Below are 24,951 nucleotides of genomic sequence, written 5' to 3' on the forward strand. Positions count from 1 at the left end.
ATATCGCACACATGCAAAAATAGTTGCGATCACGTTCATTGCACAAAGCCAATTCGACGGGCTGTTTAATAGGCGCAATTCTCTTTGCCATTCAGAGTGCATCTATAGTCTGCTGGCTTTGGTAAGGTCAAAGCTCAATTGATATTCGTAACTGAAGTGAAATTCCAGGCCATGATCAGCGCTGGGGTATAATCTCGCTACTCTTTTCGCCACATTCCCTATGAACGTTTTTTACGAAGAAGACGGCGCTTTCAAGGTCGGCTCAATACTCGCTGACAATACAACCTCACTGCAAGTGGAAAGCATGCATGGCAAGCGCAGCAAGATCAAGGCAGCCAACGTGCTGTTACGCTTTGCCCAACCGGGGCTGATTGAGTTTATGACGCAGGCGGAAGGCATCGCAGCAGACATAGATGTGGAATTTCTGTGGGAATGCAGCCCGCCGGATGATTTCGGCTTTAACGAGCTGGCCAGCGAATATTTTGGCCACGCGCCCAATCCGATCGAGGCAGCGGGCACCTTGATCCGCCTGCATTCCTCGCCAATGCACTTTTACAAAAAAGGCAAGGGGCACTACAAGGCCGCACCACCGGATGCACTCAAATCTGCGCTAGCCAGCGCCGAAAAAAAACGTCTGCAAGCCGCCTTGCAAGCACGTTACACCAACGAGCTGATCGCTTTCACCTTGCCGCCGGAATTCACCGACAAGTTGCCGCATCTGCTATACAAACCGGATCGCAACACCCTCGAGGTGAAAGCGCTGGAGGCCGCCTGCACCGCTACGCACTTGTCGGCCGCGCACTTGTTGCAACGCTGCGGAGCAGTTCCTTCCACGCAGGCTTATCATTTGCAGCGTTTCTTATTTGAAAATTTCCCGCATGGAACCGGTTTCGCTGAAGTCGATTTGGCTGTCTGGTCCGACCTGCCACTGGCAGTAGATACTGCATTTAGCATAGATGATGCGACCACTACAGAAATCGACGATGCCTTTTCGGTCAGAGAGCTTGCCAACGGCAACTGGCGTATCGGCGTGCACATTGCCGCCCCTTCACTGGGCATAGCGCCCGGTTCGCCAGGTGATGAAATCGCGATGCAGCGTATGTCCACGGTATATATGCCTGGAGACAAGATCACCATGTTGCCAGACAACGTGGTGCAGGCATTTACCCTAAGTGCCGACAAGGTTTGCCCGTCGCTCTCCATGTATCTCGAAGTCGATGCCGACACCCTGGCCGTGCTCGGTACGGAAAGCCGCATTGAGCGCATCCATATCGCCGCCAATCTGCGTCATGACACACTGGAACCGCTATTCAACGAGGATACGCTGGCTGCTGGCAAGCAGGATTTTCTCTTTGCGGCAGAGCTCACGCTATTATGGAAATTAGCGCAAAAGCTGGAAGCAACGCGCGGCAAATCCGCCGACAATAGTATCCAGCAGGTGGATTACAATTTTCACGTGGAAAACGATCGCATCAGCATCAGTACTCGGCAGCGTGGTTCACCCATCGACAAGGTGGTGGCAGAACTGATGATTTTCGTTAACTCGGAATGGGGCAAGCTGCTCGCGACGCACGATGTAGCGGGCATCTACCGCACGCAAAGCAACGGCAAGGTGAAGATGAGCACCGTGCCGGCACCACACCAAGGATTGGGCGTGGCACAGTATATGTGGTCAAGTTCGCCGCTGCGCCGCTACATAGACTTTATCAACCAGCGCCAGATCATCAGCCTGTTACGCGAAGATCCACCCGCCTACACCAAAAACGATACAACACTGTTCGCCGTTATTCGCGACTTCGACGCTGCCTATATGGTTTACAACGAATTCCAGCGCAATATGGAACGCTACTGGTGTTTACGCTGGCTGCTGCAGGAGAATATTCAGCAGGCCGAAGCGCTGGTGCTACGTGAAAACCTGGTGAAGCTCGTGCACATCCCACTGATAAGCCGCATCCCATCATTACCGGAATTGCCGCCTAATACGCGTGTAATCCTGGAAATAGGCGAAATTGATCTGCTCGACTTGAATTTCAATGCCCGCTTCATCTCCACGGTAGAGGAGGAGGCTACCGCTTGCTAGTACAGTTCAAACAGCCAATCGCTATTGCCCTGGCATTCTCGCTAGTGCTGCATGCTTTTATGCTGTTTGGCATCGGCTTCGCCCTGCCCGACCCACGCAAAATTACTGATTTCATGCAACCGCTGCAAGTGGTACTGGTAAACAGCAAATCAAAATCGCGCCCTGTTAAGGCCGATGCCTTGGCGCAACACAACCTCGACGGCGGTGGTAATACACCGGAAGATCGTCGTGCAAAAAGCCCGCTGCCCACCTTGAGCGATGACAAACAATTCACGCCTGAACAATCCGCGCAGCGCGTGCAGCAGCTTGAGCAAGGAGTCAAACTCCTGCTGGCACAGGCGGCCATCAGCACACACAGCGTACCGCAGCAAAAAACCCAGGGACAAGAACAACAACAAAAAGCCAGTGACAGTAAAAATAACATAGACATGGTGCAACGCAGGCTGGAGATCGCACGCCTGCAAGCACAGATCAGCAAGGATTTTGACGCTTATCAAAAACTGCCACGGCGAAAGTTTATTGGTGCGCGCACTCAGGAATATCGCTTCGCACAATATATTGAAGACTGGCGCATCAAAGTAGAACGCATAGGCAATATGAACTATCCCCAGGCTGCGCGCCAGAAAAATATTTATGGCTCATTGCAACTCAGTGTCTCTATCCGTGCAGACGGCAGCGTGGAAAATGTGGAGGTGAGTCGCTCATCCCGTCAGCCCATCCTGGATGCTGCGGCACGGCGTATCGTAAAACTGGCCGGGCCTTTCTCCCCGCTCCCGCCAGACATCCGCAAAGACACTGACATTCTTACTATCACACGCACTTGGACATTTACCTCAGCCGACACTCTGCAAAGTGAATGACAGATTTCCCAAAAATCGAATTTGCGAGTATCCGCCTCGCGGTATCCTTGCCTCCATTCTGGGCCTGCATTCTGGTTTATAGTGCAAGATTGAAAATAGCTGATATATTTTCATCCACCAAGAATAAGCAAATTACCTATTTTATTTTTATGTCTCTCGACCTATTATTGAAATTCCTGAACAATGAAACTGCATTAGAGACAGCTGTTTGACATATTCAGAATTGATCATATGACGAAAAAATGGAGAAACTTAAGCTTGGTCGCGCTACTGTCGATGCTGCAATGCATCGCGCCGCTAGTGCATGCCCATGTCAGCAGCGATTCCCATTCCGGCAGCATACAATTCCACCTCAATGGCGACATACTCGATCATGGTGGTGCTGCAACTGCCAAACCAGAGTTGAGCGATGTCAAGGCAGAATTTCCGACCATTGGCATGGCGCAAGGATATAAAGATGATTTCATCCTGTTTTTGACAGATAATCAGGGACCGTCACATACTAAATTGTCGGCTACTTTATTAAATGCAATACCTCTGGCCAATATTGGCCAAACGAAACAAACTTCTTTTCGTTTTTCGTATTGCCGCCCTCCAGCTCAGGCACCTCCGGTTTCCTAAGGGAAATAACATATAAAACCTGGGCGTTTCACATGGTTGCATAGTGGTGCGCAGAATTTTTACGAGTTAAGCGAGGTGCTTACAGCAGGATTTGCATGGCAAAAACTCGCAAATCGCTCATTCCTGCGAACCTCGCTTGTTTGATAGGCAACAATGTGAAGGAGTGGTGTAGTTGTTCATGCATCCGACGAAGCAAAAACTGCTTAACAAATATTTAAGGGTGAGGGATCCGTGCGCATTATGAAATATTCGGGTTAAATTGGCGGAACGTTAATTTTGCATTTAACATATTTCGATATTTCGCCGAATTTCTTACCTATTTCACCAGGAGAATTGGATGAAGATACTTCTTTTATCACTTGGGTTGGCGGCGATAATTTTCAATCTCTCTTTCGCTCTTGAGACGGCAAGCCTCAGCAATTATGAGGCTGCCGGAGGCAACGTACTGCGCGTTACCGAACCAGCCGCCCCTCTTACGCTAAAATCCGCTCTCGAATTAGCTTATGGCGCCAATGCAGCCCTGTCTACCGCTAAACGGGAACTCGAAGCAGTCGCTGGATCGATCCTTCAAGCTGGCCTTCGTCCGAACCCAAGAGTTGAAGCATTAATCGAGGATCCGCGACCCGAGAATCGTCTTACCGCAATATACGTAAGTCAGTCTTTAGAACTCGGCGGCAAACGGCCCGCGCGCATTGCCGCCGCCGAGCGGCGCCGTGATGTCGCCTCGGCAGAATTGAATGCCATGCGTGCAGAAATTCGCGCAGCCGTCATGGTGGCTTTTTTTGATGTACTTGTGGCGCAAGAACGTTTTCTTTTAACGCAAGGGTTGGTCGAACTCTCGCAACGCGCAACCACTGCTGCCTCAAAACGAGTAACGGCTGGCAAGGTGTCCCCAGTCGAAGAGACCAAGGCACGTGTTGCTGAAGCGAGCGTTCGGGTCGAACTTAGTCAAGCGGCCACCAGCCTGAAAATGGCACGTAAACGCCTCACGGCTATATGGGGAAATGCGACGCCTCGTTTCGAGCGAGCTGAGGGTCAGGTTGAAGCGCTACCTGCACTACCCGCGCTGAATGATTTGACTGCCCGCTTGGCAAATTCACCCGGGTTGGCTCGCGCGCAGCTTGAAGTGAACCGCCGACAGGCACTGGTGGAAGTAGAACGCAGTCTTCGCATTCCGGACGTGACACTTAGTTTGGGTGGCAGACGCAACGTAGACATCAACCAAGCGCTTCTTGGCGTGTCACTGCCAATCCCGATCTTCAATCGCAACCAAGGAAATATATTGGAGGCGTTACGCCGCACCGACAAGGCAAGGGACGAACTGTCTGGAACCGAGATCCGTCTCAATAATGAGATCGCTCAGGCGCTCGAACGTCTTAATGTTGCCCGTCAAGAAATTGAAGTTTTACAGCAAGAGATTCTCCCTGGTGCGCAAAGTGCCTACGATGCCGCGACCAAAGGTTACATTATGGGTAAGTTCAGTTTCCTTGAAGTGCTCGACGCTCAGCGCACGCTGTTCCAAGCCAAATCTCAATACCTGCGCGCCTTGGCAGAAGCACATCGATCTGCTGCCGAAATCGAACGTGTTCTTGGCGAAGCGCCCGATATACCAACACTCTGATAACCGTGGAAGCCAGTCGCCACAACGTCATAGGGAAATCGACATGAACTTCAATCTGAACAAGAAGCAAACCATTTACATTGCCGTTGTTCTGGCGATCGGCATCGTACTCGCCATCCTGATACTCATCAGCCAAGGAGGCACAAAGCAGCAGCCGCACGAGGGGGATGGAAGCGGTCACGACAGACACTCGCACGACAGCCACTCACACAATAAACACTCAGAAGATGAACCGCAGAAAGGTCAACACGGCGGAAAGCTATTCACGCAAAACGGCTATGGTGTTGAAATAACTATCTTCGAAGAGGGCGTGGAACCTGAGTTTCGCGTCTATACCTATAAGAACGGCAAACCGCTCGATCCTGCCACCAGCAAGGTTACAATCACCCTCGAACGCCTCGGTCGCAAGCCTCAGAAAATCACCTTCGTAAAGCAAAATGATTATCTAAAAGGCAATGCAGTAATTGCGGAGCCGCACTCTTTCAAAGTAACGGTCGACGCGCAATTCGGCAATAAGCCTTACTCGTTCACCTATGAGCAGATCGAAGCACGCGTGAGCATGACCGATCAACAGGTCGAGCAAGGCGGCATCGAAATACTGACCTCTGGACCAGCGCGCATCAAGAGCACGTTGCAACTTATTGGTCACATCAGTTTCAACGAAGACCGGGTGGTGTATGTTGTACCGCGACTAGCCGGAGTGGTTGAATCGGTGAACGCGAATGCCGGTGACCAAGTGCGCAAAGGGCATATCCTGGCAGTTATTTCCAGCCAAGCGCTGGCCGACCTGCGAAGCGAACTGCTGGCGGCGCAAAAACGGTTAAGCTTGGCGCGCACCACCTTCGAGCGCGAAAAAAGGTTGTGGGAAGAAAAAATTTCCGCCGAGCAGGACTACCTGCAAGCACGCAACGTCATGCATGAAGCCGAAATCATCACCCAGAGGGTAAAACAGAAACTGGCTTCGCTCGGCGGCGCTCTGACGACCAGCAGCAATCTCACGCGCTATGAAATTCGCGCGCCAATCGATGGCATCGTGATGAAGAAGCAAATTTCGGTCGGCCAAGTGCTCCAGGAGGATGCCAACATCTTTGTCGTGGCTGATTTGTCCACAGTTTGGGCGGTATTGACCATCTACGCCAAGGATCTGAATACCGTGAAAGTCGGGCAGATGGCCACCGTCAAAGCGACTGCATTTGAATACCAGAGCAGTGGCCGCGTGGACCATCTTGGCGGATTGCTGGGCGAACAGACTCGCACAGCAGAAGCACACATCATTCTGCCCAACCCCGAAGGCATCTGGCGACCCGGCATGCCAGTCAATATCGAACTGGTGGCTGATGAGATCGAGGTGCCGGTGGCAGTCTCCGCGGACGCCATTCAGACTGTGCGCGACTGGACGGCTGTCTTCGTCCGCTATGGCACCTTCTTCGAAGCGCACCCTCTCGAACTGGGACGTAGCGACGGCAAGTTTATTGAAGTGGTCAAGGGGTTAAGTGCAGGCGAGCGGTACGCCGCGAAGAACAGTTTCCTGATCAAGGCCGACTTGGGCAAAGCCGGCGCAAGCCATGAGCACTAGGGGATCCTCATGTTCGAAAAAATAATACGTTTTGCCATTGATCAGCGCTGGCTGGTGCTGGTGATGACACTCGGAATGGCAGTATTGGGTATCTTTAGTTATCAGAATTTGCCGATCGATGCCGTCCCCGATATTACTAATGTGCAAGTTCAAGTAAATACTGCAGCACCTGGGTATTCGCCGCTGGAATCCGAGCAGCGCATCACGTTTCCGATAGAAATCGTCATGGCCGGCCTTCCCAACCTGCAGCAGACCCGATCACTGTCGCGCTATGGGTTGTCGCAAGTCACCGTGATTTTCAAGGACGGTACAGACATCTACTTCGCACGCCAGCTCGTCAACGAGCGCATCCAACAGGCCAAGGGCAAATTACCGGCAGGTATCGAACCCAGCATGGGGCCAATCTCCACTGGCCTCGGGGAAATTTTCATGTGGACGGTCGAATCCAAGGAAGGTGCGCGCAAAGCTGATGGCTCACTCTATACTTCCACCGATCTGCGCGAAATCCAGGACTGGATCATCAAACCGCAGCTGCGCCATGTGCCCGGCGTGACCGAAATCAACAGCATTGGTGGTTACGTGAAGGAGTTTCAAGTCGCGCCGCTCCCGGACAAATTGGTGGCTTACAGTCTGACGCTGCAAGACCTGATTGTGGCGCTCGAACGTAACAATAACAACGTCGGGGCTGGTTATATCGAAAAGCGCGGCGAGCAGTATCTGATCCGCGCGCCTGGTCAGATAGCCTCCATTGAAGACATCGGCAACATAATTGTTAGCAGCCAACAGGGCGTTCCTATCCGGATTCGAGAAGTGGCCGAAGTCGGCATCGGCAAAGAATTGCGCACCGGTGCCGCGACCGAGAATGGCCGCGAGGTGGTACTCGGCACCGTGTACATGCTGATCGGGCAGAACAGTCGAACAGTCTCCCAAGCCGTCGCCAAGCGCCTGGAAGAGATCAACCGCACGCTGCCACAAGGCGTGGTAGCCAATGAAGTCTATAACCGCACGATTCTGATCGACAAGGCCATCAATACTGTTAAAAAAAATCTTATCGAAGGAGCGCTGCTAGTGATTGCGATCCTATTTCTATTTCTCGGCAACATCCGCGCCGCCATTATTACTGCCTTGGTAATTCCGTTGGCTATGCTGTTCACCTTCACCGGCATGGTCTCTAACAAGGTCAGCGCCAACCTGATGAGCCTGGGGGCTCTGGACTTCGGCATTATCATCGACGGTGCCGTAGTGATTGTAGAGAACTGCATACGGCGGCTCGCCCATGCGCAAACCGTGGCGGGCCGGGCATTAACTCCCGATGAGCGCTTTCATGAGGTATTTGCAGCCTCCAAGGAAGCGCGTAGACCACTTTTGTTTGGCCAGCTAATTATCATGGTGGTATATCTGCCAATATTTGCACTCTCTGGAGTGGAAGGAAAGATGTTCCACCCGATGGCGTTTACTGTGGTGGCTGCTTTGCTGGGAGCCATGATTCTATCGGTCACGTTTATTCCTGCGGCGGTATCGGTGCTGATCGGCCACAAAATTAGCGAAAAAGAAAATCGATTGATGATCCTGGCCAAACGCGGCTACCAACCGATGCTTAGTTTTGCAATGCTTAACAAGCAGTTGGTGTTAATTGTAGCGATTGTCGCAGTGATACTTAGCGGCCTGCTTGCCACGCGCATGGGAAGCGAATTCGTGCCGAGCCTAAACGAAGGCGATATCGCACTGCATGCACTGCGCGTTCCCGGAACCAGCCTGTCACAGGCGATCGAAATGCAAGCTGAACTGGAGCGAACAATCAAGCAGTTTCCCGAGGTCGACAGAATTTTCGCCAAGATGGGAACCGCCGAAATTGCCACTGACCCCATGCCACCTAACGTCGCCGACAATTTCGTGATGATGAAAGCGCAAACAGAGTGGCCCGATCCAGGCCGTAGCAAAGCCGACCTGATCGATGCCATGCGGCAAGCGGTAACCAAAGTACCCGGCAACAACTATGAGTTCACCCAGCCGATCCAGATGCGGTTCAATGAGCTGTTATCTGGCGTTCGCAGCGACGTGGCCGTAAAGGTGTTCGGCGATGACATGGACGCAATGAACAAAACCGCCGATGAAATTTCAAACGTGCTGGCTAAGATTTCCGGCGCAACGGATGTCAAAGTTGAGCAAACCACGGGTTTGCCAGTACTTACCATCAAGATAGATCGTGAGAAAACCGCTCGCTATGGCGTCAGTGTTGGGGATGTGCAGGATACGATTGCAATTGCGATGGGCGGCCAGAAAGCCGGAGTATTATTTCAGGGCGACCGCCGCTTCGACATTGTCGTGCGTCTGCCTGAGAAGTTACGGAGTGATATGGAGGCGCTCAAACGATTGCCGATTCGTTTGCCTGATAATCAAGCCAATGACCGATTTCGCTCCAACTATTTGCAACTTGGTGACGTTGAACACTTTGGGACCGTTGGTCGCCCCCCATCTAACTATATACAACTGAGTGAAGTCGCGGTCATTGAGGTGGTGCCTGGACCGAACCAGATCAGTCGCGAGAACGGCAAACGTCGCGTAGTGGTAACAACTAACGTAAGGGAACGGGATATTGGCTCGTTCGTCACAGCAGCCGAACAGGAGATTCAGCAGAAGGTCCCCATACCTACTGGTTATTGGACAACCTGGGGTGGCACCTTCGAGCAAATGCAATCAGCGGCAAAGCGTCTGCGAATTGTGGTTCCTGTCTCACTGCTGCTAGTATTTATGCTGTTGTTTGCAATGTTTAATAACGTGAAGGATGGACTGCTGGTGTTCACCGGCGTGCCGTTTGCCTTGACCGGCGGGATACTGGCGCTGTGGCTGCGGGATATTCCGCTTTCTATTTCGGCGGGGATAGGCTTCATTGCGTTGTCAGGCGTTGCCGTGCTCAATGGCCTGGTGATGATCTCCTACATTCGATCTTTGCGCGATGAAGGCATGCATCTTGATGCAGCGATCCAGGAGGGGGCGCTCACCCGCTTGCGCCCAGTGCTGATGACCGCACTGGTGGCCTCTCTGGGCTTCGTGCCCATGGCGATCGCAATCGGCACTGGTGCCGAAGTGCAACGCCCGCTCGCGACGGTTGTGATTGGAGGTATTTTGTCATCAACTGCACTGACGTTGCTGGTCCTGCCTATTCTGTATCAACTGGCACACCAGAAAGAAAGCGTTCGGCTACGGCATGAACATGACGAACCATTCCGCCCACACGATTTCAAAGGTACCAGCTAAGATTTACAGCGTAGCGGATGTCACAGTGGGAAAAATCACGGGTTTGCAAATGCTAATCCCTAGATCGAGGAAACCGCTTGCCTTCGTCACCTTTTGCTTGCATCAGGGCTAACTGCACGAGATTAAAATAGCTGACAAATTTCCGTTAGCCAAGAATTAAGCATATTGCCTATTCTAATTTTATGATTGTCATCCTATTATGCAATTTATTGAAGCTCAAATAACGCGATTAAAGTTAAAGAAAAAACTTGAAACCGCACAGTACTGAAGGTCGATAATTATTAATGATCATCGTGAACATCCGCCGAAAGGGCATGAAATTGATCAATGAATACCTGATGCATCGTTTGCTACTTGACTGGCAGACTCGCAAAGCTGCACCTCACTCGGTGCGGCGGTGAATAAATGGCAACGAAACGCAAAACCGCCTCTTTGCCGGGGGTACTGTTTGTCCTTGCGCTTCACGGTGCATTGTTTTACATCCTATGGAGCCAGAAATTGATTCCACCACCGAAACAGGTGGTAATGTTCGTTAACGTCATCGCCACACCTAAGCCGCAAGAAGAACCCAAGCCCGAGCCACCTCGCTCTACACCCAAGCCGGAACCTGTATTCCGACTTTCATCCAAGCCGCAACCAATAAAGCAGCCAAAACAGCAGCAATTGGTAGCTGAAGCACCGGTGCTTTCCCAAAGCGAACCTGTCGCGTCACCACCACCGCATGAACCAGAACCAGAAAGAATAGAGGGTCCGGCAGCACCATCTGGGCCGATATCACTTGCGCCAGTCATGCTATCCTCTGAACTATCGCTCACCTGTCCTAAATTGAGTGCGCCTTCCTACCCGCAACTCTCGCGCCAGCGTGGTGAAGAGGGCAAGGTGATGCTACGGGTAGAACTGGATGAAACCGGTCGCGTAAGCTTAGCGCAGGTAATTAATAGCAGCGGTTACAAACATCTCGACGAGGCTGCCCTGAGCGCAGTAAAAACCTGGCATTGCAATCCGCCCAGACGCAACGGCCAGCCAGTTCGGGCAATCGCCATGCAACCATTTAACTTTATACTGCCAGGAGATTGAACTAATGGAAAAAGGACTCGGTTTCTCACACTTTCTCTCCCAGGTCGATGATATCGGCATTGGCGTACTTGTACTATTGCTTGCGCTGTCAATGGCGAGTTGGTATCTCATATTCACCAAAACTATTGCCAATTTTCTGGCTGCGCGCCGCGCGGAGACTTTTCTCAAGCGCTTCTGGAACGCCAATTCTTTACAAGAGGTAAATGCGACCCTGACCGTCAATGCGATTGATAACGCCTTCGCGCAGCTCGCACAACTAGCGCTGGATGCCGCCCTCGAGTCGGAAACACGCGGTTTGAAGCACCTCGCAATTACTGGTGGCGGCACAAGCGAGTTCATTACCCGCGTACTACGCAATAGCATCGAACAAGAAGCTGCGCGCGTTGAAAGTGGCCTTACAATGTTAGCCTCAGCTGGCTCGGCTGCACCCTTTATAGGTCTGTTCGGCACGGTTTTAGGTATCTATCACGCGCTGGTGCAAATCGGCATTTCCGGCCAAGGGACGCTGGACAAAGTGGCCGGCCCAGTAGGTGAGGCACTAATAATGACGGCGTTGGGGTTGGCAGTGGCGATACCGGCAGTGTTGGCCTACAACGCATTTGTGCGGCGCAATCGTTTATGGCTGGCGCGCCTGGATGCCTTCGCTCATGACCTCTTCGCGCTCGTCACCGTCGGCGTCAAGTCCAATAGTTCTGCGGACGATGAGCATCCGTCGCATATGGTTGAACTCACTGAAAGGAGACCGTAATGGCATTTGGCAACTTGAGCAGTAATCGTCAAACACCCTTGGCCGATATCAATGTAGTGCCGCTGGTGGACGTAATGTTAGTGCTACTGGTGATCTTCATAATTACTGCACCGTTGCTCACGAATGCAGTGAAGATCGAATTGCCTAAGGCGTCTAGCACCCCGAATATAACGCAATCGGAGCATATCGAATTTGGCATTCGCGAAGATGCCAGTTTATTTTGGAACGGTGAGCCTGTCGCACTGGACCAATTAACACTGCGATTTGCCGCGTCGGTAACTCAGAATCCTAATACCGAGCTGCATATCCTTGCCGACAAGCATGTTCATTACGAAAATGTAGCGAAGGTAATGTCGATTGCGGCGAAAGCCGGGGTGGTGCGTATAGGATTCATTACCGATCCATCGCCTTAGTAACTTTTAGCGGCTCTGGTGCACACTTTGCCATGAGATATTTTTTCAGCGTACCTTAAATTCTCCATAAGTGGTTTGGACGGATCCTCACCGACCTGAACAGTATTACGTTCGATACATCGATATTGAGTTATTACGGTTTTTCCTAAAATAAAAATAAGCAATTTGCTTATTCACATCATATAACGATCTCTCTACTATACGATTTACACCAGCGTATTTAAGCTCAAGGAGGCACAAGTGAATCCTGTAGAGACTGAAGTGGACAACCTTGATTTTATTACCGAAGACATCGCGACTTTTGTAACTAATGCGCCCGGTTCAAGAATATTTCCATTCCAAATCCAAAATCGGCCATTATTCCGTGCCATAAGAAACAGACGTTTCATTACGCTACAGAAATCCCCCGCATCTTGCACCATCTTTCAATCTTTGTTAAGGTTGGCCGCATCATGCAATTTTCCCGTGCCCTTTTCCCGCTGCTGCTTACCTTGTTGCTGCTTTTTGCCCAGCAAGGCGGGGCTATGCATGCTCTGCGCCATGCACTTGCGGAGCATGATCAGCAGCATGACAAGCATGCACCGCATTCATCGGCATGCGGACATTGTGCGGCTTACACACAACTGGGCGGCGTACTTAGCAGCTCTTCCCATTCCTTCGGCGTTATCGCCATTCCGAACGGAACGATACAGCTTAATACCATTCCATTCCGTTCCAACCAACCCCTTATCGTCGTTGCGCGCGGCCCGCCTGGTCTTCTCCAAGAAATTGCATAAGACCGCCCCGTTTAACGCGGGGTTATGTCATTCATTTTTGGAGAATTGTTATGTTTAAGCACGTCATACTCTGCGCGGCGCAATTCACTCATGCCGCGACCAGGAAATCAGTTTACTTAATACCCCTGCTATTGTTGGCTTTCGCGGCATCCTCTAAAGCACACGCGGCTGTTTCCATGCTGAGTGTTACTTGCAACGATGAGGACATGGGCGCCGAAGTGTTTATCAACGGCAAATTTAAGGGCAAATGCCCATTGGATTTAACCGTTCCCGCTGGCAAGTTAAAGCTGAAAGTTCAAAAGAAAGTGGATGCTTTTAGTGCTCGCGTATTCGAACAGGAAGTAAGAGTAGGCAAAGGCGTGGACAAACATGTCAAAGTGTTATTAGGTGCTGCGCAACTTAACGCCAAAGGCAAGCAGCTCCAATCCAGGCGACGGAGCTCGGAGGAAGCCGAGATGAAGAAGCCAGGGAAAGAAGGCAAGCCCGAAACTGTGGCGATTCCAGCCCCCACCTTTGTCATTACCAAACCTGTCGTTCCGCCGCCGGTCGTCGTAGCCGCCCCGGCCGCAATCACTCCTCCCGTCATTGTGTCGCCGCAGGTTGTGGTTACAGAGCAAGCTGCAAATGAACCTGTCTTACTGCCGCCGGTCGTTGTTACCGCTAACCCGTTGGGAAGCGCCCTGTTTGACCTCGTATCCCCGGTCTCTGTGCTGAGCGGAAAAGATCTATCGTTTCGACAAGAGAGCACTTTAGGTGAAACGCTTTCCAAACTTCCCGGCGTAAGTTCAACCTACTTTGGCCCGAACTCGAGCCGTCCCGTAATCCGCGGCCTGGACGGTGATCGCGTACGGATAATGCAGAACGGTGTCGGCATGCTCGATGTTTCGGCCTTGAGCCCCGACCATGCTACGACCGTAGATCCGTTGGTGGTAGATCGGATCGAAGTGGTGCGCGGCCCTGCAGCACTGATGTATGGAGGTGCCGCAGTAGGAGGCGTAGTGAACTCGCTCGACAACCGCATTCCCCAATCGCCCATCAAAGGCTTCACGGGCCGTGTTGAACCACGGATTGGTGGTGCCGCCAACGAGCGCAGCGGTGCAGCCGTGCTGGAAGCCGGCAATGGCCTGGTCGCACTCCACGCTGACATCGCTTTACGCCGAACTGACGACCTCCGTATCCCCGGTTTTGCGCGATCAGACCGACAACGTGCTCTGGATGACCCTACAGTCGAACAGCCCCATGGACGCCTGCCAAATAGCTCATTGAAGAGCGATAGCGGTGCTGTGGGTGCTTCCCTCACTTTGGACAAGGGATATCTCGGCCTCTCATATAGCGATATGCAATCGAATTACGGCACAGTGGCGGAACCGGACGTGCGCGTCGACATGCACAGCAAACGGTTAGGCGTGGCTGGAGAAGTGCGCGAGCTGGGCACGTTCGTTCAGGGGGTGAAGTTCAAATATGGCTACACCGATTACCTGCACAATGAGCTGGAGAACGGTGAAATTGCAACCACTTTCAAAAACAGGGGGTATGAAACACGGGTAGACGCGACTCACGCCAAGCTGGGGCCATTCACCGGCGCCTTCGGAGCGCAGCTTTCAAATACTGATTTCGCGGCGCTTGGCGAAGAAGCATTTCTGCCGAAAGTCAATACCGACGCCAAAGCGCTTTTCATTTATGAGGAAGCCGTATTCGGCGACGTCAAGCTTACCGCAGGGGGCCGTAACGAACATACCACAGTAGCATCGGCCGGGGATAGCCCAACAACAACGCGCTTTGGCGCGGCCCAGGCGCGCAAGTTTTCGGCCAATAGCGGTGCCTTAGGCGCGCTCTACACCTTCAATCCGAATGTTACCCTGACTGCAAACTTTTCGCACACCGAGCGTGTGCCGACGTACGCCGAGCTATTCGCGAATGGCCGACATGTAGCAACTGGACAGTTCGAGGTGGGTGACACAACGCTTTCAAAGGAGAAATCGAACGGCGCTGATTTGCAATTGCGCTGGCGTTCGGGCCCGCATTCAGCAAGTATCAGCGGCTTCTACACCCGCTTCCAAAACTACATTGCATTGATCAGAAGCGGCCAAGAGCAGGAAGAACTGACTGAGGTGCTATTTCGCGCGGTGAAGGCTGAATTTCATGGTTTTGAAACGGAAGGAAAATTCCGAGTATATGAGGAAAAAGGTAATCTCGATCTCAACCTGCGCGGCGACTATGTGCGGGCGAAGAACAGTGACACGGGCGAGCCATTGCCGCGCATTACTCCCATGCGTCTCGGCGCGGGACTTGATTACCAACTTGGCAAGTTCAGTGCGAGGCTCGACGTTTCCCATTCTTTCAAGCAGGATCGAGTGGCAGCGAACGAACTATCCACCCGTGGCTACACGCTGACCAACACCACGCTGAACTACCGCTTTAAGACGCAAGCAGTTAACTGGGACGCCTATATCAAGGGCAATAATCTTTTCAACCAGGAAGCACGAGCGCATACCTCGTTCCTGAAGGAACTCGCCCCGTTACCGGGGCGCGGTTTTCTTCTGGGCGTACGTGCCAATTTCTGAGTTCCCTATAAACGGGATTCATATGAAAGGATGGGTATGATGGCTTGATTGCCTCACGTTTAAATTCTGCCGTAAAAATACGACGCGGAATACGTTTCATGGATTCTACGGATAGCGGCTAAACATTATCATGTCCGCGTGCATAACCAATCACGCCAGTCAGGAAACGTACCATTGTATAACTGATGCGCATCAGCAAATGCATCCATATACCATGCTTGCGCCACGCAGAATGAGAAATCAACCGGGCGCTGTGCGCAATCTCTTGCAACAAATCGGCACGCAATGATTCAGCAAAACCTGCATCGCGAACTACCAGGTTAGCTTCGCGCGCCAACCATAGACTGAATGGGTCTATATTGGATGAACCTACGGTTGCCCAATAGCCATCCACCACCGCAACCTTGGCGTGCATAAAACTGGCGTGATATTCGTGAATTTCCATACCTGCTCGCAATAATTCGTCATAAAGTGCACGCGTAGCAAAGTGCTGCAGGCGATATTCCACCTGCCCTTGCAACAGCAACACAACGCGCACTCCGCGTCGAGCCGCATTTAGCAAAGCATGGCGGAAGCGCAGTCCAGGTAGAAAATAGGCATTGGCAATGATGATTTCTCGCCGGGCACCGGCAATGGCTTTGAGATAAGCGTGTTCAATGTCGTGACGATGACGCAAGTTGTCGCGCAACACGAAAGCCACTTTGTGTTGCTCAGTATTTTTGTGCGCGGCCAGTAGTTTTACGCGCTCGCGCTGCCGCCGAAAATTTATCCACGACACCAACGTCCACAAACGCCGCATTACGAAGTGTATTTGCCCTGCCGTAGCTCCCTGCACCTCCACCGTATAATCCAAACGTGGCGCCATAATCCGACCACCCGGCACATCATTGATAATATTGATGCCGCTTACAAAAGCGATATGCTCATCCACCAGCGCCAGCTTGCGATGCAAACGGCGCAGGCGGTGGCGGCGCAAGCTGAAGCGCGCGATTTCCGGGCGATACCACAACACCTCTACGCCCGCTCCACGCAGCTCATTCACCCACGCATCCGGCAAATCGGCCGAGCCGAAACCATCCAGCAGCAAGTGCGCCATCACGCCACGCTTGGCTGCGCGCTGCAACGCCTGCGAGACCAGACGACCGCAGGTGTCGGCGGCATAAATATAAGTTTCCAGATAAACCGTGCGGGTTGCGGCGTCTATCGCCGCAACCAGGCGCGGAAAATATTCCTCGCCGTTGCGTAACAGAGTCAGAATATGACCATCAACCAGATGCGTACTACTCATAGGGCGAGCGTTGCGGACAGCGCTACATGGTCTGAAATTTTCCTCCACGAATGCACCTCACAGCGCTGAATCTCCAGCCCCCGCACATAAATGCGATCCATGCGCAGTAGCGGTATGCCCGCCGGAAAACTGCGTGCCGGCCTGCCAAGATTTGTTTCAAATACCTCATGCAATTGCAATTCATGGGCTAACAGACGACTGGCATTGTTGCGCCAGTCATTGAAATCACCCGCGACAATAAGTCGCGCATCCAGTGGTACCATTTGCTTGATACGCTCAATCAGCGCATTAAATTGCACCCCGCGGCCACGTTTGAATAAACCGAAATGTACACAAATGCAATGCAGCGGCTGACTGATTTCCCTTTGATCGGTTTTTGGCAGGTCAATTACACAATGCAGCAGACCCCGACTCTCAAAGCGGTGCGCGGAAATATCCAGATTATCCCACTCCACAATCGAGTAGCGGCTCAAGAGGGCATTTCCGTGATGCCCGCCTATATATACGGAATTCTTTCCATACGCATGATGCGGCCATATCTGGTCAGCCAAAAACTCATGTTGCGGCGAAGTGGCGTAGCCATGGAGATGCCGACCATCCCGGCTGTTCTCGCCCTGCACCTCCTGCAGGAATACGATATCGGCGTTGAGTTCACGCAAGCGCTCGCGCAATTCGTGCAGCACAATGCGCCGGTTGAAATGGGACAAACCCTTGTGAATGTTGTAGGTGACAATGTTCAGTGTGGTCATAAGTGGCTCATCAATACCGCATCAGCAGACCACATATCATTACAATATACGCAATGAGCGTGATATTGGCCGCAAACATCCGTCAGGCGTTACCTATGCCTCGGAGGGGAAGGTTGATTTGACGCGCGAAATCCAGCATGCGTTCGATAGAGACCTTGGCACGACGCCCGATTACCGGATCGACATGTATCTCATTCTTCCCACTTTCCAACGCTTGGGCCAGATTCAGCAACCCGTTCATCGCCATCCATGGACAGTGATTACAGCTAGTGCAAGTCGCGCCATCTCCAGCCGTAGGTGCTTCGAGAAACACCTTGTCTGGCGATAAAGTTTTCATTCTGTGCAGAATACCGTTATCGGTCGCCACAATAAACTTGTTCGCAGCCAAAATTTGTGTTGCCTTTATGAGCTGCGTGGTGGAGCCCACCACATCAGCAAGCTGAATCACTTCCGGGGGAGATTCCGGGTGCACCAACACCTTGGCATCCGGGTGTTGCGCCTTAAGTTCAGCCAACTCCTTGGCCTTGAACTCGTCATGCACCACACATGACCCTTGCCACAGCAACATGTCGGCGCCACTTTGTTGCTGAATGTAATTGCCAAGATGACGATCCGGTGCCCATAATATTTTCTGCCCCTGCTCTTTAAGATGCTTAACGATGGGCAACGCGATAGAACTGGTTACCACCCAGTCGGCGCGCGCCTTCACCGCCGCACTGGTATTGGCATATACCACCACGGTACGATCCGGGTGTGCGTCACAGAAAGCAGTAAACCCCTCCACCGGACAACCAAGGTCGAGCGAACAGTTGGCATCCAAATCGGGCATTAACACGCGCTTTTCCGGGTTGAGGATTTTCGCTGTCTCGCCCATGAAACGCACCCCCGCCACCACTAACGTTTGCGCCGGATGTTGATGGCCGAAATTGGCCATATCAAGGGAGTCAGATACGCAACCGCCTGTAGCATCGGCCAAGTCCTGCAAGTCCGGATGCACATAATAGTGCGCCACCAGCACTGCATCCTGTTCTTTTAACAGTCGTTTGATGCGCTCGATCAGCATTGCTTTTTCATCGGGCTTCGGTTCGCGCGGCTTCTTCGCCCACGCTGTCGAAGTGGCGCAGCCGGGATGATCGTAGGCAACCGATATCATGCCATCCTGCCTCTCAATTTCCTTCATTTGACAATCTTTCGTTCACTATGTATGGGCGGTTTCAGCCCCCCGCTCTTTCTCTTTCAGGCAACTGCAAAATTGCTTCGCGGTTGCTTGGCGAAAATACCAGCCCCGCAGCTTCCTGCCAAGGCAACCATTTATAACTGAGATGTTCCCGCGGTGACAATTGGACAGGAAGCACGCAGGGTAATTCCAATCCAAATACATGCTCAGTGTTGTGCCGGGTACCGGGCGCATAGCGATGCTGCCATTTTGCATAAATTTCATAGATATTTTGGGCCTGCCAATCCACCAAGGTATAGTAATTGGCATCCAAGCCAGTTTCCTCAAACACTTCGCGCACAGCTGTCTCGCACAAAGATTCGCCTTCATCCTGGCTACCGGTGACTGATTGCCAAAAACCCGGGTGATCAGCGCGTTCCAGAAGCAACACCTCAAAATCCAAAGTATAAATCACCACTAACACCGAAACTGGTAATTTATATTGCATGAATGGCGCTAGCAGAAAAAAATCCAGAATGGTTTATCTTGCGATTTCCAGAAAGCTATCGTATCAGCAAAAATTTCCATAGCAATATTATGATCCTCAGCAGCCATCCCAAGGGTGTCATTATCGTTTCGCAACAGCAGCACATAACCGAAAGCGGGTTGCCAGGAAAGATCACTCAATGTATCGGCCAGCGCATCCCAATTGCCACCAAACCAGTCCGGCACATGGACTGCTTGAGCGATGGCAGCGATAAAATTTTCCTTGCCCTCTACCTCAGCCAGATCAACCTCGAACAAGACGCAACCTGCCTCTGCCACTGCTGCATACAACTCGTCCAAGCGGCAACCCAGCCGGTATGCACCCGCCTCTCTTACATCTTTTAAGCGTAGCGACAAATTATCCATGTTATTCCGTGATGCGCCGGAAAGTCTGGTAATGGTCCGCGCTGTAATAACACTCAACAGGTTGGCCACAGACAATGCGCCGTGAGCCACGATTGCGTGCTCCAGGCGTTTTCACCGTAAATTCACGATAATAACCACGCTCGCGCTTGGGCAATCGTTTTTCGAAATTACTGAATATCACACCATCACGTGGATATGGAAACGGGCCACCCTGCTTAATAAGATGCAAGGTTTCTCGCCCTTCCGGCGGCAACGCGGACACCGCGATAATCTGCATTTCACGGTCATTATTTGACCCCAACGCATAAGCATGAGTTTGTGCTGAAGCCAGTGCCAACAGCATTGCAAACAAGACAAATAAATAATGCAGGATGAACCGTGCGCTAACCATTCTCATCTTACGAGTCTCCGCTACATATCCATGCAAAACGCTAAATTCATTCTAGCCATCTCACAATATTTTGATGCGAGAACGTACCCTGCAGATTCTTTCAAATTTCAATCGCATTGCACTGCCACACTATTCCTTCGTCACTTCCACCGTCGTTTGCACTTTCTGACGCAAACGAATATGCAGCTCGTTCAGTTGTTTTTCGTCAACGGCACTGGGCGCTTGGGTTAACAGGCACTGCGCACGCTGGGTCTTGGGGAAAGCGATCACGTCACGAATCGACTCTGAGCCGCTCATCAGCGTAACGATGCGATCCAGGCCGAAGGCCAGCCCGCCGTGCGGTGGCGCTCCATATTGCAGTGCATCGAGCAGGAAGCCAAACTTTAGTTGCGCCTCTTCCGCACCGATGTTGAGCGCGCGGAATACTAATGACTGAGTTTCTTCCTTATGAATACGCACCGAGCCACCGCCAAGTTCCCAACCATTCAACACGATATCGTATGCCTTCGCCAGACAACGTCCGGGATCATTTTCCAAGAGGTGAAGGTGCTCGTCCTTGGGCGCAGTGAACGGGTGATGGCAGGCATCCCAACGCTTGGCCTCATCATCGTATTCAAACATGGGGAAATCCACCACCCACAGCGGGGTCCATGCTGCGCCACTGACATAATTTTTCTCGTGACCAATCTTGGTGCGTAACGCGCCGAGCGCGTCATTGACCACTTTGGCCTTGTCCGCTCCGAAGAAAATCAAGTCGCCATTCTGTGCACCAGTGCGAGCTATGATTATTTTCAGTGCGTCTTCATTCAGGTTCTTCACGATAGGCGACTGAAGGCCAGCTTCATTCAACTGGGTCACGTCATTGACTTTAATATAGGCTAAGCCGCGCGCACCGTAGATGCCAACGAATTTGGTGTATTCATCAATCTCGCCGCGCGTGAATGAGCCGCCACCCGGCACACGCAATGCTGCCACGCGCCCATTAGCTTGATTGGCAGGAGCAGAAAATACCTTGAATGCCACATCTTTTACCGCATCTGTGACATCGGTGATTTCCAGTGTCACTCTCAAATCGGGCTTGTCTGAACCGAAACGCGCCATCGCCTCAGCGTGAGAAATACGCGGAAACGGATTTGGCAAAACGGTACCCAACACCTCTTTGAATACGGTACGGAGCATTTCCTCCATCAGCATCATAATCTTCTCTTCGCCCAAAAATGAGGTCTCAACGTCCACCTGTGTAAATTCCGGTTGGCGGTCAGCACGCAAATCTTCGTCGCGGAAACATTTAGTAATTTGGTAGTAACGGTCGAAACCTGCCACCATGAGCAGCTGCTTGAATAGCTGCGGCGACTGCGGCAACGCAAAGAACTCGCCTGCATGAACACGCGATGGCACCAGATAGTCGCGCGCACCTTCCGGCGTGGATTTGGTCAGCATCGGCGTTTCAATATCGATAAAACCCTTTGCATCCAGGAAACGGCGGAACGCCATTGCCGTCTTGTAGCGCAGTATCAGATTTTTCTGCATCTGCGGACGCCGCAGGTCAATCACGCGGTGTGTCAGCCGCACGTTCTCCGACAGATTTTCGTCATCCAGCTGGAACGGCGGCGTAAGCGCAGCATTCAGCACTTCGATTTCATGGCATAGAATTTCGATCTCACCGCTACCAAGATTGCTGTTGGAACTGCCTTCCGGGCGGCGACGCACACGTCCACTAATACGAAGCACGAATTCGCTGCGCACCGATTCAGCAATTTTGAACATGTCAGCACGGTCCGGGGCACATACCACTTGCGCCAGCCCTTCGCGATCGCGAAGATCAATAAAAATCACCCCGCCGTGGTCACGGCGACGGTGTGCCCAGCCACACAAAGTAACAGCTTGACCAAGATTTGAAACGTTAAGATGTCCGCAGTAATGAGTTCGCATATTTTCAATAAGTTAATCTAATAATTCAGGGGATTTCATTGTTTTTTTTGGGACGTAAGGCATAGCGGGGGTGGCAACTACGCCCATTGAAATAATGGATTTTAAAGCCACATCCACGCTAATGTTGATCTCGATGGTATCAGCACGGCGCACGTAGAAATAAAACCCATTTACCGGGCTGGGTGCGGTGGGAATAAATACCCCCACATACTCTTCTTTAAGTTGTTGCGTCACCTCACCCGGGATAGCGGTCTGGAATGCTAACGACCATGCCTCGGGGTGCGGGTACCGCACCAGCAGCACCTTACGAAAGGCAAGTCCGTTGCTGGACAGTAGCGTATCGCTAACCTGTTTTACGCTGTGGTAAATGCTACTTACCACAGGAATGCGGCGTAGCAGACCTTCCCAGTAACGTAACAGACGCTGTCCGAGAACATTGTGCACCAGCAAACCGGTACCCAGCACGATCACTACGGTGAGAATCACGCCCAAACCGGGAATGTGAATACCGAGCAGTTTATCTGGATACCAATTCACCGGCAGTAGCAGCAGACTCTGGTCTAGCGTACTAATCGTCAGGTCCAGAACCCAGATAGTAATGCCAAGCGGAACCCACACCAATAGTCCGGTGAGCAAATATTTCTTCACCCGTTGCCACCCGCAGTCGGCGTGGCAGAACTAACGGTGTTGGCCGCTGATTCCGATTTAGCTTCTGGCTTGCTGCCCGAACTCTTAAAATCCGTGGCATACCAACCACTTCCCTTGAGTTGAAAGCCTGCAGCTGAAAGCTGTTTGCTGAATGTAGGTTTGCCACATGCAGGACATACGGTCAACGGCGTATCGCTGATCTTTTGCATGACATCTTTTTGTACACCACAACTGCTGCAACGATATTCGTAAATAGGCATGGCATCCTCCTGTTATGAATCAAAAAGGCGTACATTATACCGCAGCCTCACGCCAGATGCCTGACTCCAACCCATCCAGTGTCCACTCGCCAATCCGGTAACGGATCAAGCGCAAGGTAGGGTAACCCACCGCGGCTGTCATGCGGCGTACCTGACGGTTCTTGCCCTCGCGAATAATCAGTTCCAGCCAACTGGTTGGTTTATCTTTACGCTCGCGGATCGGAGGAGTACGCCGCCATAAGTTTACCGGTTCTTCCATCAATCTTGCCATAGCAGGCAAAGTAACAAAATCAGGCAATTTTACCCCACTGCGCAATTGCGCTAGTGCCGTCTCGCTTGGCTTACCTTCCACTTGCACCCAATAAATCTTGGCCAACTTGTGGAGTGGATCCGTAATGCGGTGTTGCAACACACCGTCATCGGTGAGCAACAACAAACCTTCACTGTCAGCATCCAGCCGTCCCGCTGGATACAAATCGGGAACCGCGATATAATCAGCTAGCGTTGGATGCAGACCGTCGCGGCTAAACTGACAGATCACACCATAAGGTTTGTTGAACAACAGGATGCGACTCATCCGACTTTTCCACTCACTAAAGCGATCAATATTACCCCAAGCTTTTCATCGGGGAGCGAAAATACATGACCCAATACATCAAGGTGCCGTCTCAAGGCCAGAAAATTACCGTTAACAAAGACTACACACTCACCGTGCCAGATCAACCCATCATTCCCTTCATTGAGGGTGATGGTACAGGCGTGGACATAACCCCTGTTATGCGGCGCGTGGTGGATGAGGCAGTCGCCAAGGCTTACAATGGTAAACGCCAGATTGCATGGATGGAAGTATATGCTGGCGAGAAAGCGGTAAATATCTATGGCAACGATACATGGCTGCCGGATGAGACGGTAGAAGCAGTGCGCGACCATGTTGTGTCTATTAAAGGCCCGCTCACCACCCCTACTTCCGGCGGTATGCGCTCGCTCAATGTGGCGTTGCGTCAGATCCTTGACCTATATGTATGCCTACGTCCAGTGCGCTGGTTCGAGGGCGTACCTACTCCAGTGACAGCACCAGAAAAAGTGGATATGGTAATCTTCCGTGAAAACACTGAAGATATTTATGCCGGTATCGAATGGGAAGCTGGGTCACCAGAAGCGAAAAAATTAATCCATTTTTTACAAAATGAAATGGGCGTCACGAAAATCCGTTTTCCAGAAACCTCTGCTATCGGCATCAAGCCGGTGTCCATCGAAGGTAGTGAACGTTTAATTCGTCGCGCCATTCAGTATGCCATAGATCATAAGCGCAAGTCTGTCACCCTGGTACATAAGGGCAACATAATGAAGTTCACTGAAGGCGGCTTCAAGAAATGGGGCTACGAACTCGCCAAGCGAGAATTCGGTGGGGTAGAAATCGACGGCGGGCCATGGCTGAAATTGCCCGAAAAATATGGAAGCGGCGGCATCATCATTAAAGACGTAATTGCCGACGCTTTTCTACAACAAATTTTGTTGCGTCCTGCAGAATATGACGTTATCGCCACCTTGAATCTCAACGGCGACTACATATCTGATGCACTAGCGGCAGAAGTTGGCGGTATTGGTATCGCGCCGGGCGCCAATCTGTCTGATAGCATTGCAATGTTTGAAGCCACCCATGGCACCGCACCGAAATATGCTGGCAAAGATTACGTCAATCCCGGTTCATTGATTCTCTCAGCAGAGATGATGCTGCGCCATATCGGCTGGCCGGAAGCCGCCGATCTAATTATCAAGGGCATGAACGGGGCAATCGCCGCCAAGACCGTCACCTATGATTTCGCGCGGCTGACACAAGGGGCACAACAAATATCGTGCTCTGCATTCGGCGAAGCAATAGTTAAAAACATGTAAACGACAGTAAGTTGGTTGGGCAAGATCAAGAATTTATCTTATACAGTCACCCACAATCAGCTGAAAACGGTGTTTTTAACTTTAAGGCTCTAGAATAAAGTGCATTCTCTTGTTTCATCCGTTCA

At 51.7% G+C, this 24,951-nt stretch carries 22 protein-coding genes; 12 read left to right on the plus strand and 10 right to left on the minus strand.

Annotated features, from left to right (window positions below; translation table 11 throughout):
- Window positions 1–220: 220 nt before the first annotated feature.
- From MJ768_RS01410 to MJ768_RS01460, 11 genes are all read left to right on the plus strand, one after another.
- Window positions 221–2,080 carry a ribonuclease catalytic domain-containing protein gene (locus MJ768_RS01410; RefSeq protein ID WP_239287508.1) on the plus strand — a complete coding sequence of 620 codons (1,860 nt, stop codon included), beginning with the start codon at window positions 221–223 and terminating at the stop codon, window positions 2,078–2,080.
- Window positions 2,074–2,940, plus strand: coding sequence for an energy transducer TonB (locus tag MJ768_RS01415; RefSeq protein ID WP_239287509.1), 867 nt, complete (start codon window positions 2,074–2,076; stop codon window positions 2,938–2,940). The genes MJ768_RS01410 and MJ768_RS01415 overlap by 7 nt, the downstream gene beginning before the upstream one ends.
- Before the next feature lie 231 nt (window positions 2,941–3,171).
- Window positions 3,172–3,561 (plus strand): hypothetical protein, encoded by a 390-nt coding sequence (locus MJ768_RS01420; RefSeq protein WP_239287510.1) that lies wholly within the window; start codon window positions 3,172–3,174, stop codon window positions 3,559–3,561.
- Between the two features lie 337 nt (window positions 3,562–3,898).
- Complete coding sequence (locus tag MJ768_RS01425; RefSeq protein ID WP_239287511.1) at window positions 3,899–5,182, plus strand: TolC family protein; 1,284 nt, start codon at window positions 3,899–3,901, stop codon at window positions 5,180–5,182.
- Window positions 5,183–5,225: 43 nt separating this feature from the next.
- Window positions 5,226–6,758 carry an efflux RND transporter periplasmic adaptor subunit gene (locus MJ768_RS01430; RefSeq protein WP_239287512.1) on the plus strand — a complete coding sequence of 511 codons (1,533 nt, stop codon included), beginning with the start codon at window positions 5,226–5,228 and terminating at the stop codon, window positions 6,756–6,758.
- A 9-nt stretch (window positions 6,759–6,767) separates the two neighbouring features.
- Window positions 6,768–10,016 carry an efflux RND transporter permease subunit gene (locus MJ768_RS01435; RefSeq protein ID WP_239287513.1) on the plus strand — a complete coding sequence of 1,083 codons (3,249 nt, stop codon included), beginning with the start codon at window positions 6,768–6,770 and terminating at the stop codon, window positions 10,014–10,016.
- Window positions 10,017–10,421: 405 nt separating this feature from the next.
- Window positions 10,422–11,093, plus strand: coding sequence for an energy transducer TonB (locus MJ768_RS01440; protein ID WP_239287514.1), 672 nt, complete (start codon window positions 10,422–10,424; stop codon window positions 11,091–11,093).
- A gap of 4 nt (window positions 11,094–11,097) precedes the next feature.
- Entirely contained in the window at window positions 11,098–11,841 is a 744-nt protein-coding gene (locus MJ768_RS01445) for a MotA/TolQ/ExbB proton channel family protein (RefSeq protein WP_239287515.1), read from the plus strand.
- Entirely contained in the window at window positions 11,841–12,254 is a 414-nt protein-coding gene (locus MJ768_RS01450; RefSeq protein WP_239287516.1) for an ExbD/TolR family protein, read from the plus strand. The genes MJ768_RS01445 and MJ768_RS01450 overlap by 1 nt, the downstream gene beginning before the upstream one ends.
- A gap of 452 nt (window positions 12,255–12,706) precedes the next feature.
- Window positions 12,707–13,030, plus strand: a complete 324-nt coding sequence (locus MJ768_RS01455) for a DUF2946 family protein (protein ID WP_239287517.1) — start codon at window positions 12,707–12,709, stop codon at window positions 13,028–13,030.
- A 50-nt stretch (window positions 13,031–13,080) separates the two neighbouring features.
- On the plus strand, window positions 13,081–15,594 hold the full coding sequence (locus tag MJ768_RS01460) for a TonB-dependent receptor (protein WP_239287518.1): 2,514 nt from the start codon (window positions 13,081–13,083) through the stop codon (window positions 15,592–15,594).
- Window positions 15,595–15,712: 118 nt separating this feature from the next.
- On the opposite strand, the gene clsB is transcribed toward MJ768_RS01460, so the two are convergent.
- From clsB to MJ768_RS01510, 10 genes are all read right to left on the minus strand, one after another.
- Window positions 15,713–16,882, minus strand: a complete 1,170-nt coding sequence (clsB, locus tag MJ768_RS01465; protein WP_239287519.1) for a cardiolipin synthase ClsB — start codon at window positions 16,880–16,882, stop codon at window positions 15,713–15,715.
- Window positions 16,879–17,631 (minus strand): endonuclease/exonuclease/phosphatase family protein, encoded by a 753-nt coding sequence (locus tag MJ768_RS01470; protein ID WP_239287520.1) that lies wholly within the window; start codon window positions 17,629–17,631, stop codon window positions 16,879–16,881. The genes clsB and MJ768_RS01470 overlap by 4 nt, the downstream gene beginning before the upstream one ends.
- An 82-nt stretch (window positions 17,632–17,713) precedes the next feature.
- On the minus strand, window positions 17,714–18,811 hold the full coding sequence (nadA, locus tag MJ768_RS01475; protein WP_239287521.1) for a quinolinate synthase NadA: 1,098 nt from the start codon (window positions 18,809–18,811) through the stop codon (window positions 17,714–17,716).
- A 34-nt stretch (window positions 18,812–18,845) separates the two neighbouring features.
- Complete coding sequence (gene nudB / locus MJ768_RS01480; protein WP_239287523.1) at window positions 18,846–19,295, minus strand: dihydroneopterin triphosphate diphosphatase; 450 nt, start codon at window positions 19,293–19,295, stop codon at window positions 18,846–18,848.
- Between the two features lie 8 nt (window positions 19,296–19,303).
- On the minus strand, window positions 19,304–19,699 hold the full coding sequence (locus MJ768_RS01485; protein WP_239287524.1) for a barstar family protein: 396 nt from the start codon (window positions 19,697–19,699) through the stop codon (window positions 19,304–19,306).
- 1 nt (window position 19,700) lies between these two features.
- Window positions 19,701–20,096 (minus strand): ribonuclease domain-containing protein, encoded by a 396-nt coding sequence (locus tag MJ768_RS01490; protein WP_239287525.1) that lies wholly within the window; start codon window positions 20,094–20,096, stop codon window positions 19,701–19,703.
- A gap of 123 nt (window positions 20,097–20,219) precedes the next feature.
- Entirely contained in the window at window positions 20,220–22,022 is a 1,803-nt protein-coding gene (gene aspS, locus MJ768_RS01495; protein WP_239287526.1) for an aspartate--tRNA ligase, read from the minus strand.
- Window positions 22,023–22,034: 12 nt separating this feature from the next.
- Window positions 22,035–22,670, minus strand: a complete 636-nt coding sequence (locus MJ768_RS01500; protein WP_239287527.1) for a DUF502 domain-containing protein — start codon at window positions 22,668–22,670, stop codon at window positions 22,035–22,037.
- Entirely contained in the window at window positions 22,667–22,930 is a 264-nt protein-coding gene (locus MJ768_RS01505) for an FmdB family zinc ribbon protein (protein ID WP_239287528.1), read from the minus strand. The genes MJ768_RS01500 and MJ768_RS01505 overlap by 4 nt, the downstream gene beginning before the upstream one ends.
- Window positions 22,931–22,964: 34 nt before the next feature.
- Window positions 22,965–23,507 (minus strand): pseudouridine synthase, encoded by a 543-nt coding sequence (locus tag MJ768_RS01510; protein WP_239287529.1) that lies wholly within the window; start codon window positions 23,505–23,507, stop codon window positions 22,965–22,967.
- A 65-nt stretch (window positions 23,508–23,572) separates the two neighbouring features.
- Between MJ768_RS01510 and icd the strand changes: the two genes are divergently transcribed.
- On the plus strand, window positions 23,573–24,826 hold the full coding sequence (icd, locus tag MJ768_RS01515) for an NADP-dependent isocitrate dehydrogenase (RefSeq protein ID WP_239287530.1): 1,254 nt from the start codon (window positions 23,573–23,575) through the stop codon (window positions 24,824–24,826).
- The last annotated feature ends 125 nt before the right edge of the window (window positions 24,827–24,951 follow it).

It is taken from the genome of Candidatus Nitrotoga sp. 1052, from assembly GCF_927312905.1.
Classification (GTDB): domain Bacteria; phylum Pseudomonadota; class Gammaproteobacteria; order Burkholderiales; family Gallionellaceae; genus Nitrotoga.